Here is a 12346-nt window from a genome sequence, read left to right as displayed (position 1 = left end):
CGGCGAGGTCTCCATGATGTTCGGCATGCTGGCTTACCAGAACAAGCAGCTCAAAGAAGCCATCGCCGCTTGGAAAAAGGCACTCAGCTTCCCCAAGGCCGACAAAGAGCGCCTCTACTTCCTCATCGGCAGCGTCCAGTTCGAACTCCAGAGCTTCGACGAGTGCCGCACCACCTATGAAAAGGTGCTCCAGGACTTCCCGCAGACCACCTACAAGGACGATCTCCAGTACCGCATCGCTCTGACTTACTTCTATCAGAACGACTCCAAGAGCGTCACCAAGGCCCTCAAGACCTACATCAAGGACAACCCCAAAGGGCAGTATGTCGTCGATGCACGCTACCGCCTCGCCTTCATTGATTTCCAGAGCGGCGACAAAAAAGACGCTGAAACCGAGCTCCTGAGCATTGCCAAAGACGCTCCAAACGATCAAAACATCGGTCAGGTGCACGCCCTCCTGGGGGACATCTACAATCAGCGCGCCGATTATGAGAACGCGATGATTCAGTTCGCCCTCGCCGTGGACAAGGCTAAGACCGACGACGTGCTCACCTACGCCATGGATCAGGTCACGGACCTCTACGTCGGCGCCAGCAAGTGGAAGGAACTGTCTGAAATGTGGCAGCGTTATTACAACACCCACAAGGACAACGACGATCTCGCCCTTAAAGCCATTCTCTGGATCAGCCGCGCCAACATCAAAGAAGGCAAGGTGGAGGAAGCCAAGAAGCTCCTCGCAGAACACATCAAATCCCGCATTCCCATCGTCGCCAATCAGCAGGTGGAAGGCTTGATTCAGCAGCTCGTCACCATCAGCGCTCCGAAACGCCGTCGCGTTGCCGCCGCTGCTGCTCCAGCAACACCTCCTGCGGATGGTGCCAAGGCCCCCGAAAAAGCTCCTGCGGCCGCTCCCGCGCCAGAAGTCACCTTTGAAGATGTCGAAAAGCAGCTCGAAGCGCTGCTCACCCCGCCGCAGGCCGCCATGAATGGCACCGCTCAGATGCGCATTCTCTTCGCCAAGGCATGGCTCGCCAAGACCATGAAGCTGCCTGAAAAGGCCGAGAAATATCTCACCATCATCATCGAAGTCGCCAAGCCGGATGACCTCAGCCCCATGCTCCTCAGCATCGTTGGCGACGCCGCCCGCAAGAAAGGTGATCTCGAAAAAGCCAACGGCTGCTACGTCCGCCTCAGAGACTTCTTCAAAGACAGCGAATTTTCAGACGGCGCTCCCGTCGGTCTGGCTGAAATCGCCTTCGAAAAAGGTGAGAATGACAAGGCTCTCGAACTCTTCCGTGATGCCCTGAACAACTACCCCGGCAGCTCCCACGTGCTCGATGCCACGCAGGGTGAGGCCAAGACCCTCGTCAAACTCAAGAAGTATGACGAAGCCAAGAAGATCTTCGAGACCATCTCCAACACCAAGGAGTGGCGCGGCCACGCCACCGCCAATGCCCTCCGCATGCTCGGCGAGATCGAGGCTCTCCAAGGCAAGCACGAGGCTGCCATCGCCTACTTCCAGCGCGTCTTCATCGCCCACCAGAAATGGAAGGATGAAATGGCCAAGGCCTACCTCCTCTGCGGCAAGTCCTTCAAGGCGCTCGGCAAGAGCGAGGAAGCCAAAAAAACAATCCAGGAGATGGTCGACCGCAAGGATCTTGAGGGTCAGCCGGAAAAGAAAGAGGCTGAGAAGCTCCTCCCCACCCTGTAATTTCACGCGAACCCACTCCACGATTTCCATGCACTCGTTCGCCCGCTTTTTGCTCGTTTTCGCCGTCGTCGCCGCTGGTTCCGCCTTCGGGCAGGCCATCGTCCTCAAGGACGGCAACCGCGTCTTCTCCTCCGAATTCTCCATTCAGGACGGCAAGATTGTCCGCACCGTTCAGATCGGTGAAAACAAAGCCACCACCATTCTGGAGAAAAAGAACATCGATTCCCTCGAGTGGCCCTATCCCGCCGAACTCACTGAATCAGCCGACCTCCTCGCCAAAGGCAAGACCGAGGAGGCCATCGCCGTCCTGAAAAAAGGCCGTGACTTCTTTGAGAATTTCGAAGGCATCGAGGGCAACTGGTACATCGACATCTACTTCGCCTACATTGAAGCGCTCAATCAGGGCGGTAAGTTCGATGAAGTCGTCAAATCCCTCCCGTCTCTCCGCGCCCTCAAGCTCACCGATGCCCAGAAGATGCGCCTGCGCATCATTCAGCTCGACATCGAACGCCAGACATCCTCCGACTACGCCGGCATTCTCGTGGAAGCCCAGAGCATCCTGAAGGAAACCGACGACTCCGCCATTGGCGCCTCCCTCTGGGCCCTGATTGCAGACGTTCACACCCGCAAGAAGGAGTGGGAAAAAGCCCTGCTCGCCTACCTGCGCATCCCCGTCTTTTACGGCACTCAGATGCAGCGCGTCCCTGAGGCCGAGCTCAACGCCGCCAAGATCCTCATCAAAATGAAGCGCTATGAGGACGCCAACGCCTTCCTCGCCCGCATCAGTGAATCCTATCCCGGCTCCCCGGTCGCTGAATCAGCCACCAAGGAGAAAGCCGCGATTGCCGGAATGAAGAATGTCGCCGAGGAAGAGGCTGACGCCGCCGCCGCCGATGGCAAAACGGACGCAGCCAAACCCAAGGAAGGCGAGCCCGCCAAACCCACCGACTCCAAACCCAAAGCTTGAATCATTTCCCCATGCAAACCAACACTGCCACCACCATGACCCGCCACATCCCCAACGGCCCTGCCCGCGCGTTCCTTTGCGTCCTGCTGGCTCTGGGTGTCCTCACCTCCTTCAACTTGTATGCTGAAGACGCTGCCCCCCCGGAAGGTGCTGCCGCTGAAGTGCATACCGAATCGATGATCGATCGTTTCATCGAAGGTGGCTGGGTCATGTATCCCATCACCGTCTGCTCCATCGCTCTCGTCTGGCTCACCGTTGACCTCTGGATGCGCACGGCCATCAAAAAGGCCGCTCCACCTGCCCAGGTCGCCCAGGTTCAGGATCTCTTCCGCGCCGGTGACTACGTCGGTGCCTACCAGTTCTGCAAAGGCAGTCCCTCCGCCTTCACCAACACCACACGTGTTGGCCTCAGCTTCCTCGGTGACGGGCATGACGCCACCGAAGCCGCCCTCTTCAGCGAGCTCAACAAGGTCAACGCAGCCATCCAGACCCGCATCAACTACCTTTCCGTTATCGGTGTTTGCACCCCCATGATCGGTCTCACCGGCACGGTGACGGGGATGATGCGCGCCTTCTCCACCCTGAAGACCAGCGGTGCAGGGGATCCTGCCAAGCTCTCCGGTGCTATCGGCGAGGTGCTCATCGCTACCGCCTCCGGTCTCTTCATCGCCGTCCCGGCGTTCATGTTCTTCTACTTCCTTCGCAATCGCCTCCAGGTCAGCATGAGCGATCTCCAGGAAATCATCATGGCCCTCTTCCGCAAGATGCCCTACGCGCATCTCAAGGACGCCCACGTCGGTGAAGAAGAATTCTACGCCGCCATCCCAAATTGGGTCGCTGGCGACGTTCAGGCTGCCACTGCAGCCTGATTCATCCTCCTCTTATCTCTTATACTCAACCCTTGACCTACTAACACTATGGGCGGCGGCGGCGGCGGTGGTGATGGCGAACCGGAGTTTCAGATTGCTCCGATGATTGACGTGCTCTTGGTGTTGCTCATTTTCTTTATGAGCATCACCTCGGCGCAGGTGTTGAGTATCGACAAGGAGATTCAGCTCCCTGTCGCCAAAGATGCCAAGAAAAAGGAAAAAGACGTTCAGAACGAGGCAAACATCAATGTGCGCTGGACCAATGGCAAGGCGACCATCCTCTTTGAAAACAGCTCTTATGACGTCGTGGAGCCGCTCGTGGAAAAACTCCGCGCCCGCCACGACTCCAACGCCAAGTACCGGGCGGTTATTCGTGGGGACAAACGTCTCCCTGCGATCGAAATCCAGCGCGTCATGAGCGTCATTGCCCAGGCGGGTATTGATGACATTTCCTTCTCTGCCTTGAACAAAGAGTAACTCTTCCCCTCATGTCTGAACCCGGCAAAAAAAAGCATCGCGAAATCGAAACTGAACAGCTCGCTGTCGGCTTCCAGATCGCTCCCATGATCGACGTCGTGTTCGTCATCATGCTCTTCTTCATGGTCATGGTTGGTTCCGTGAAGGTCGAGCGCGAGCTCAAGAGCCAGCTCCCTGGCCTCGCCCCGCCCAGCGCCGATGCCCCCACCGAAATGCCGGACGAAATCATCGTCGGCGTTGAAGAATCCGGTGCCGTCACCCTCAATGAAGAGGAATTCGACAGCAATCGTCCCGACAAGGCTCTCCCTGACTTCATCAGCACGCTCAAGCGTCTCAAGCAGGAGGCTGACAACCGCAACGCCAAGGTCATCGTGACCATTCAGGCTGAAGAGCAGGCTACCTATGAGCGCGTCATCGACGTGCTCAACGCCCTCGCCGTCGCCAAGGTCGCCAATGTGACCTTCACCGTCGGCGGCGACGAAGGATTCTGATTTTTTTGTCAGTTTTTTGAGTTTCTGCACCCCAAGAAAGGGGGCCGCAGTTCCGTCCTCATACTCTGGAAAGGTCATCTTCATGAATCCGTCGCAGCCAGGAACCCCGGAAAATCCGCAGAATCCCCAGCAGCCACCCCCTCCGGGTGTCACCCAGCCGCTGGGCTATCCCCAGGGTTATCCACCGCAGGGCTACCCGCCGCAGATGCCTGGCTATCCACCCGGCTACCCCATGCCGCAGGGCTACCCGCCGCAGATGCCCGGCTATCCTCAGGGTTATCCGGCGCCGCAGGGCTACCCACCGCAGATGCCTGGTTATCCGCCTGGCTACCCGATGCCTCAGGGCTACCCGCCCCAGATGCCCGGCTATCCCCCCGGCTACATGCCGCAGATGCCCATGCCGGCCATGATGCCGCCGCCCGCACCTTCCACCGGCACCGTTCCCACCGCCGCTCCGGCCCCCCGGCCCGCCAGCGCCGCAGTCCCCGTCGCCATGCCCGTGCCTGCCGCCGTGGCACCCTCCATGCCAGCTCCTTCCGGTGCCCCTGTGATGCCCGCCCCGAGCGTGGCCGTAGCTGCCGCCGTGCCGACCGATGACGCTGGTGAAGCCGTCGTGGCCGAGCACGTCGAAGGCCAGATCTATCACCCGCCAGCACTCACCCACATCGAAGTGGGCAAGCCGCCAAACAAGTTCGTGCAGCTCTGGCTCAAGGCCGGTGCCAGCTCCCTCCTTCTCAGTATTTTGATCCACGCCGGTCTCGGCGTCTTGGCCCTGTTCATCGTCTTCCAAAGCGGTGTCATGGACAAGCAGGTGGACTTCCTCCCCGGTGGCGGCACCGCGCAGGGTGCGAAGGCCAGCGCCGATCTGCAGCACAAAGTGCAGCAGAAAAAGCGCAGCTCCATCAACAAGACCATGCCGATGAAGAAGCTCGTCAGCACGAGCATGAATTCGGCCATCACCCTGCCTGAGGCTCCCCCAGACTCGCTCGACATGCCCGACGTCAGCGCCATGATGGGCGGCGGCGCCCTCGGCGGTGCAGGCGGTTTCGGCATGGGCGGAGCCGGTGGCGGCTTTGGCAAAGGCCAGGGACTCGGAGCCGCAGGCGGCTTCGTCACCCTGCCACCCTCCATGCGCAGCCGCTGCTCCACGCAGGAACGACTTGAGAAGCTCCGTCAAAACGGCGGTTCCCCCGAGTGCGAGGCCGCCGTCAGCGCCTCCCTGGAATGGCTCAAGACCAAGCAAAACCCCGACGGCTCCTGGGGCAAAAACAGCAAGTGCGCCTTCACCGGTCTCGCGCTGCTCTGCTATCTCGGTCGCTGCGAAACGCCCGAGTCCCCCTTCTACGGTGAAAACGTCACCAAAGGCATCATGTTCCTCATCGAAGCCCAGAAGAAGAACAAAAACAAACTCTTCAGTCAGGCGGAAAAAGGCAACGCCCCCGTCTATGAGCACGGCATCGCCACCTATGCCCTCGGCGAAATGTACACCCTCGCCCGCCTCGGCAGCAAGAGCCTCCCCGGCATGCGCGAAGCCTTCGAGACAGGCGTCAAGATCATCATCGACAATCAGCAGGACAGCGGCAGCTGGGTCTACGACACCGAAACCGGTTTCTATGCCGGCAAAAAAAGCCGCGAAGACCTTTCCGTCGCCGGCTGGCAGTTCCAGGCCCTCAAGGCCGCCAAGAACTCCGGGCTCAAGATTGATGGACTCCACAGCTCCATCACCAAGATGACCAAATACCTCGAAGACAAACAGACCAAGGACGGTGGTTTTGGCATCCCCAATCGTGACGCCCATTACAATCAGTGGAGCCTCTCCGGCGTGGGCATCCTCGGCCTCCAGACCATGGCCAAGGGCAAGACCACCCCCATCAAAAAGGGCATCAAGTTCCTCACCGACTTCCTCACCGCCGAGCCCCTCGACTGGAACAAAAACTGCAACCTCTACTGCTGGTATTACTACACCCAAGCCTTCTTCCAGCAGGGCGGCGAAGACTGGAAATTCTACAATCAGCAGTTCCTTCCCCAGATCCTCGGCGCCCAGCAGTCCGATGGCTCCTTCAAGCGCGGCCGTCCCAACTGGCCCGCCGGAGATGCCGCCGACGACATCTACCGCCAGTGCCTCTGCACCCTCCAGCTCGAAGTCTACTACCGCTACCTCAAAGTCGGCGACCGCGAAGAAGCCAGCTTCTTCGAAAAGTAACCAAGTGCCTCCGAAAGTACGATGGGCACTCCTGCCCGTCGACCAGCGCTTCCTCCATCACCTTCAAGTGGTGATCAAACTGAACCGCGTCGATTAGGTGAAGGCCTGTCATCTCAGAATTCAGCGCCGCAGGCCAAAGCGCCCCTGGAGCGCGGACTTCCAGTCCGCAGCACTCCGCAAACACCCCCACCTCCGCGCCAGCATTCCGCCAGAGAGGGATCGTCCCGATCCCTCAACGCTCCGCCCCGCCCATAAATGCCCAAGGCACACCACCTTGTCCCCCAGCCTTCCCATATGGACTGCGGTCGCGAAGTGAGGCACGAACGCAGCTACCGCTTTCGTCGGGCACATGCGCTCACGCACACCAAAAAATACCCGAATGCGGGACCTCGTCAGTCTCCGTTAATTCTACTTTGGTAACTCTCCAGGCTATTCATAAAAGTCATTGGGAGGGGTTTGGTTGCGGCAGGCGGAGTCGATGGAGTTTTGTCGCTTTCGATGACGCTGATGGAGTTGCGACATGACACTCTCCGGGGTGACCGCCGCTGCGGGCAGTTGATGTCGCAGCAGCTCGACGACGTCCGCAGTGCTCAGCAACGGCAGGGCCTGCGCGTGCAGCATGCGTTCATGGAGCTGGAACTGCATGGCCAGCATCACCAGGGCCATGTGGTGATGCCACGCGAGCCAGCCGCGGGTCTGATAGTCGGCCAGGCCCAGCGAAGTCTTGGCATCCTGAAAGCCGCGCTCAATGAAATACCGTGCGCAGGCCATCGCCACGATCTGCGCGGGCTGGGTGTCGGCCGGCGCGTTGCTCAGCGTCCAGGAGGTCTTGCCTGCATGTCCCTGGGCGTCGAGTGTGCGCCGGACCACCAGATGCCAGAGCTTGGCGGAGCTCTCGTCGCCGTCCCACAAATACACGCGCTGGTGGAGGAACTCCACGCGGATCTCCCCCTGGGTGCCCTGGCGCAAGGCGACGGTGCGCCAGGCTGCGGGCAGTTGTGCCCCGGCCCAGTCACGGACGCTGAGCGCTGCGCCCACCGCATGCAGCTTGCCAGTAGCGCGACGCTGCGTGCCTGGCAGGTGCGCCGCAGGCCAGGGATCATCACGCCAGATGCGCTGCGAACTGTGCACCTCCACGACGAACACCTCACCCGCAGCATCCAGAGCACGCAGCAGACCGGGCTCCTTGCCGTAACCGGCATCCAGCGCGGTGGCTGCGAACTGCACGCCAATGCCGCGCAGATGGGTGATGAGCTCCAGCGCCAGCGTGGACTTGGATTTGAAAACGCGGTCCGCCACCGGGATGCCCGCCTGCTTGCAGCGCGCCGGGTCTTCGCACCAATGCTGCGGCAAGTAGAGGCGGGCTCCCACCAGAGCGACACGTTCCGCAGCTCCGAGTGCGGCAAAGACCGCGACCTGGCAGTTGTCCACTTTGCCAAGACGGCCGTTGTATTGGCGGGCCACCCCGACGGACTTGTCACCCTTTTTTGAAATGCCAGTCTCATCGACATAGGCGAGGCATTGCGGGCCGCCGAGCAGGCCGGAGACATCCAGCGCGACATGATCCATCACCGGACCCGCCTGCCAGGGCGAGTCGGTCATGAAGTGCTGCAACCCTTCATAGTCAGCACCCGCAACGGCCTCTTCCATGCGTTCCATGTTTTTGGCGCGGGGGCGGGCCTGCATCAGGCCGTGAAGGTAAACACCCGCATGTCCTGAGCCGTTGTGGGTCGTGGTGCGAAACAGCGGAGTCGCACTGTCGCAAAAGGCGGCAAAGCGCTCTGCAACGGCAAAAAGAGATCCGGACGCAGGGTCATTTTTAGAAGGCAGGGGTATCTTCGCGCTACGCTCATCGCAGTGCTCCAACACGGACCGTCCTGCCTCCCCGCTTAATCTCGTTTACCCGCTCAGACCAGCCAAACATCAGAACTTACCAAAGTAGAATTAACACGCCATCCGCCAGGAAGAAACTTCCGCAACTTCCACATCTTCTGCGGGGGGGTGTACGCGCAGGCGACCAGCCCTGGCTCAGCAAACCGTGGGTGTGACAGATTGAAAAGGTTCTCCACTGGCGAGACGACGGATGAGCAAGGTGGCGCAGTGGGCGTAAAGTGAGTAGCGAGGTGAATCATCAGCCACATAGCGGATGACAGATGGAAAGAAGGCCGTGCCCAGCTCGGCATTCGTTGCGACAGCGGCGTTGAGCACGGCGCCAAGGATTTGCTGTGGGTCAAGGGCTGTATGCGGCAGGGCGCTGACGGCGGGCAGTGCCACAAGCGAAGGTTCCGAAACCGGAACCGATGAGAAGGCGACCTGAAGCAGGACATGCGCAGGGCCTGTCACGTAACTGACACTATAGAACTCACCGGACTGGGTAAAACTCGGCATGATTGTGAATGAAACTGCATGTTGTCCCACTTGCAGGACAGATCCTTACCAGATGCTTGAGCTGTCCAACAAGCGTTGATCCCACAGATTCACTAGTTCACCTGACAAACCTTGTGCCCTTGAGGGCCGAAGTCATGACAGTTTGCCAAGGTAGAATCCAGTGAGTTGGCGGTGGGTTAACACCACCCCCCGTTGAAACTGTGGAAACAGTGGAAGTCTCCACCGGTGACGACAACGGCAGTAGCGCAAGCCTCCCGCTTGCCGGGCAGAGCGTCGCGTGTACACCCCCCCGCAGAATTTGTGGAAGTTGCGGAAGTTTCCCCGGCGACGGCTCTGCCTGCAGCGCAGGGTCAGGCGGCTGCGCGCTGGTAAAACTGGAAGCACACGCCTGAAGGCGCGATGAGATGAAACTCGCGCCTGCCCCACGGCTTGTGTTCCAGCGGTCCAACCCGGGCGGGAATCGCCCGATACTGATCGTAGAGGGCCTCAAGATCGGAGACGCCGATGCTGAAGCTCGCGTTGTCCGCCCAGTTCTGGTTGTCGTTCACGACGAGGTTGAGGGACACGCCATCGCGCTCGATGCCGGCCATGCCATCGCCCTGCCAGAGAATGGTGAAGCCCATGTGGTCCGCGTAAAAGCTCAGCGCCTCCGCCAAACTGCCGCCGGTGGGGATCATGGGAGTGATGGAGTGGAAGGAGGCTTTCATGAGCGTGGTAGAAAGGATGTCTTCCGAAGAAATCCTGTCAATCCAGCCATCCTGTTAATCCTGTTAATCCTGTCAAAACAGACCTCCTGCCACATACCACTTCCAGCTTCATCTTTCCTCCACGCTGATTTGGACAGGATTCACAAGATTCCAGAATTGCAGGATTAGGATGCAGGCCAGCAGGTCCGGTCTGAGAAAATTCTGTTAATCCTGCGATCCTGTTAATCCTGTCAAAACAGACCTCCTGCCACATACCACTTCCAGCTTCATCTTTCCTCCACGCTGATTTGGACAGGATTCACAGGATTCCAGAATTTCAGGATGATGATGCAGGCGCACAGATCTCGTCTGAGAAAATTCTGTGAATCCTGCGATCCTGTTAATCCTGTCAAAACAGGCACCGCGACACCTGCCACTTCCAGCTTCATCTTTCCTCCACGCTGATTTGGACAGGATTCACAAGATTGCAGAATTTCAGGATGATGATGCAGGCATGGGGCCACAAAAAAAACGGCGGCTTGAGACAAGCCGCCGCTGTGAAGGTTCTCGATTGAAAGCTTACAGAATCACACCCGGCTCATACTTCGCGGCGTGCGGGTACTCTTTCTTGATGGCGGCCACGTGCTCGCAGAAGGCGTCCACTTGCTGCGGGGCGTCGCCGGCGTTGGCTTTGCCGGCTTCCACGAGGCGCTGCATGTCCTCAGCGGTGAGGGTGAGGCGCACGTCTTCCACGAGGCGGGCGAGGAGATCGTTCTCGCGCACCTTGCCGGTGCGCATGTCCTTGGCCACCTGCACGGCGTGCTCTTTGATCACTTCGTGGGCGGTCTCGCGACCGGCACCGGCTTTGACGGCTTCCATCATGACGGTGGTGGTGAGGAGGAACGGCAGGTAGCGCATGAGCTCCTGCTCCACCACAGCTTCAAAGACTTCCATCTGATTGAGCACGGTGAGCAGCGTCTCCAGCAGGCCGTCCATGGCGAGGAAGGCGTCCGGCAACATGACGCGGCGGACGACGGAGCAGGAGACGTCCCCTTCATTCCACTGATCCCCGGCCAGACCGGAGGCCATGGTGAGGTAACCTTTGAGGATGACGTGCAGGCCGTTGATGCGCTCGCAGGAGCGGCTGTTCATCTTGTGCGGCATGGCGGAGGAGCCCACCTGCCCTTTGGCGAAGCCTTCGCTGGCGAGTTCCTGCCCGGCCATGAGGCGCAGCGTGCGCGCAAAGCTGGACGGACCGCTGGCCAGCTGGCAAAGCGAGGCGACCACCTGCAGATCGAGACTGCGCGGGTACACCTGCCCCACGGCATTGAAGGCCGCCGGCATGCCGAGGTGCTTCAGGATGCTGCTTTCCAGCTCCGCCGCTTTTTTCGCGTCTCCATTAAAGAGAGTGATCTGATCCAGCCGGGTGCCCACGGCACCCTTCAGCCCACGGGCCGGGTAGCTGGCGATGAGATGCTGCAGATCGCCAAAGGCCACGAGCAGCTCTTCACCGAACATCGCCAGGCGCTTGCCCAGGGTGGTCACCTGCGCGGCCACGTTGTGCGTGCGTGCGGTCAGCGGAATGTCACGCGTCTCCTTGGCGCGACGTGCGAGGCCCACGAGAGCCGCCACGCATTTGGAGCGGACCTCTAATAGAGAGCGGAAAACCTGAAGCTGCTCCACGTTCTCAGTCAGGTCGCGGCTGGTCATGCCTTTATGAAGGTGCTCGTGGCCCGCGAGGTCGCAGAATTCCTCGATGCGTGCCTTCACGTCATGCCGCGTCACGCGCTCGCGCTCCATGATGGAGGCCACATTCACCTGATCCTTCACCTTCTCATAGGCTTCGATCACGCCATCCGGCACGCCGATGCCGAGATCGCGCTGGCCTTTCAAAACTGCGATCCAATAATCACGCTCCAGTCTGACTTTCCCTTCAGGCGACCAAAGGGCGCGCATGGAGGCGGTGGCGTAACGTTCAGCGAGGACATTGGGAATGGAATCAGACATGGGAGGGTTGATCTAGGCCAAGCCTGGCGACTTGGCAAATGGGTTGCCGCACGTACAACCACTGCAAAGAAACCGCCTTCCCATGGGCTTGCGTAACGTGTTGGAATACAAGGAGTCATCGTAGTTGCCATGTAAATAAAATTTAGACCAGTGGACTGGCTCTATTCCGCACGTTCGATGCTCCCAATTCTAGATTGATAGCAATTGTATGAAATTCTTCAGGATTTCCGAAGTTTTTTAACTACCACACACTTTTGGTTTGCAATTGTGGCAATAATTCGCAAATCTACCAATTATCCGGAACCACACATTTAGCCACACCCCGATAATTACCCTGTAATGATAGAAATTATTGATTAGCGTTGTTAACAACTCCTCAACGAGACTCACTTTCGATTTTTACAGTTCATCGCAGGCAACAAGACACACTCCCAATTTTATGGCCGATCTAGCAGCACCCGAACTCATGACCGTGAAAGAGACCGCGGAATACCTCCGCATCCCTCTTCCAACGGTTTATTACCTCGTCCAGCGTGGCCAGTTGCCC

At 59.1% G+C, this 12346-nt stretch carries 12 protein-coding genes; 7 read left to right on the top strand and 5 right to left on the bottom strand.

What is annotated here, in order from left to right; translation table 11 throughout:
* The 6 genes from ACIREA_RS15145 to ACIREA_RS15120 all read left to right on the top strand — a co-directional run.
* Positions 1-1711 (top strand): tetratricopeptide repeat protein (locus tag ACIREA_RS15145; RefSeq protein WP_397383122.1); only part of this gene is annotated, 1711 nt, incomplete at its 5' end.
* Positions 1712-1739: 28 nt separating this feature from the next.
* Positions 1740-2678 (top strand): tol-pal system YbgF family protein, encoded by a 939-nt coding sequence (locus ACIREA_RS15140; protein WP_397383121.1) that lies wholly within the window; start codon positions 1740-1742, stop codon positions 2676-2678.
* Positions 2679-2689: 11 nt separating this feature from the next.
* Entirely contained in the window at positions 2690-3547 is an 858-nt protein-coding gene (locus tag ACIREA_RS15135) for a MotA/TolQ/ExbB proton channel family protein (RefSeq protein WP_397383120.1), read from the top strand.
* A gap of 48 nt (positions 3548-3595) precedes the next feature.
* On the top strand, positions 3596-4024 hold the full coding sequence (locus ACIREA_RS15130; protein WP_397383119.1) for an ExbD/TolR family protein: 429 nt from the start codon (positions 3596-3598) through the stop codon (positions 4022-4024).
* A gap of 11 nt (positions 4025-4035) precedes the next feature.
* On the top strand, positions 4036-4515 hold the full coding sequence (locus tag ACIREA_RS15125) for an ExbD/TolR family protein (protein WP_395734991.1): 480 nt from the start codon (positions 4036-4038) through the stop codon (positions 4513-4515).
* An 82-nt stretch (positions 4516-4597) separates the two neighbouring features.
* Positions 4598-6718, top strand: coding sequence for a prenyltransferase/squalene oxidase repeat-containing protein (locus ACIREA_RS15120; RefSeq protein WP_397383118.1), 2121 nt, complete (start codon positions 4598-4600; stop codon positions 6716-6718).
* 429 nt (positions 6719-7147) lie between these two features.
* On the opposite strand, the gene ACIREA_RS15115 is transcribed toward ACIREA_RS15120, so the two are convergent.
* The 5 genes from ACIREA_RS15115 to purB all read right to left on the bottom strand — a co-directional run bounded on the left by ACIREA_RS15115 (position 7148) and on the right by purB (position 11799).
* Positions 7148-8587, bottom strand: coding sequence for an IS701 family transposase (locus ACIREA_RS15115; protein ID WP_397383117.1), 1440 nt, complete (start codon positions 8585-8587; stop codon positions 7148-7150).
* 159 nt (positions 8588-8746) lie between these two features.
* Entirely contained in the window at positions 8747-9106 is a 360-nt protein-coding gene (locus tag ACIREA_RS15110; RefSeq protein ID WP_397383116.1) for a hypothetical protein, read from the bottom strand.
* A gap of 350 nt (positions 9107-9456) precedes the next feature.
* Complete coding sequence (locus tag ACIREA_RS15105) at positions 9457-9813, bottom strand: VOC family protein (protein WP_397383115.1); 357 nt, start codon at positions 9811-9813, stop codon at positions 9457-9459.
* A gap of 266 nt (positions 9814-10079) precedes the next feature.
* On the bottom strand, positions 10080-10340 hold the full coding sequence (locus tag ACIREA_RS15100) for a hypothetical protein (RefSeq protein ID WP_397383114.1): 261 nt from the start codon (positions 10338-10340) through the stop codon (positions 10080-10082).
* A gap of 31 nt (positions 10341-10371) precedes the next feature.
* Positions 10372-11799 (bottom strand): adenylosuccinate lyase, encoded by a 1428-nt coding sequence (gene purB / locus ACIREA_RS15095; RefSeq protein ID WP_397383113.1) that lies wholly within the window; start codon positions 11797-11799, stop codon positions 10372-10374.
* Between the two features lie 439 nt (positions 11800-12238).
* Between purB and ACIREA_RS15090 the strand changes: the two genes are divergently transcribed.
* Positions 12239-12346, top strand: a 108-nt coding sequence (locus ACIREA_RS15090; RefSeq protein ID WP_397383123.1) for a helix-turn-helix domain-containing protein, incomplete at its 3' end; no start/stop codon positions are given.

It is taken from the genome of Prosthecobacter sp. (genome assembly GCF_044373815.1).
Lineage (GTDB): Bacteria > Verrucomicrobiota > Verrucomicrobiia > Verrucomicrobiales > Verrucomicrobiaceae > Prosthecobacter.
This window is presented reverse-complemented; position numbering and strand designations above follow the sequence as displayed.

Bases quoted from the DNA above. Each gene is read 5' to 3' on its own strand.
- purB (WP_397383113.1), bottom strand. From the start codon at position 11,799: ATGTCTGATTCCATTCCCAATGTCCTCGCTGAACGTTACGCCACCGCC.
- ACIREA_RS15125 (WP_395734991.1), top strand. From the start codon at position 4,036: ATGTCTGAACCCGGCAAAAAAAAGCATCGCGAAATCGAAACTGAACAG.
- ACIREA_RS15130 (WP_397383119.1), top strand. From the start codon at position 3,596: ATGGGCGGCGGCGGCGGCGGTGGTGATGGCGAACCGGAGTTTCAGATT.
- ACIREA_RS15135 (WP_397383120.1), top strand. From the start codon at position 2,690: ATGCAAACCAACACTGCCACCACCATGACCCGCCACATCCCCAACGGC.
- ACIREA_RS15120 (WP_397383118.1), top strand. From the start codon at position 4,598: ATGAATCCGTCGCAGCCAGGAACCCCGGAAAATCCGCAGAATCCCCAG.
- ACIREA_RS15140 (WP_397383121.1), top strand. From the start codon at position 1,740: ATGCACTCGTTCGCCCGCTTTTTGCTCGTTTTCGCCGTCGTCGCCGCT.
- ACIREA_RS15110 (WP_397383116.1), bottom strand. From the start codon at position 9,106: ATGCCGAGTTTTACCCAGTCCGGTGAGTTCTATAGTGTCAGTTACGTG.
- ACIREA_RS15105 (WP_397383115.1), bottom strand. From the start codon at position 9,813: ATGAAAGCCTCCTTCCACTCCATCACTCCCATGATCCCCACCGGCGGC.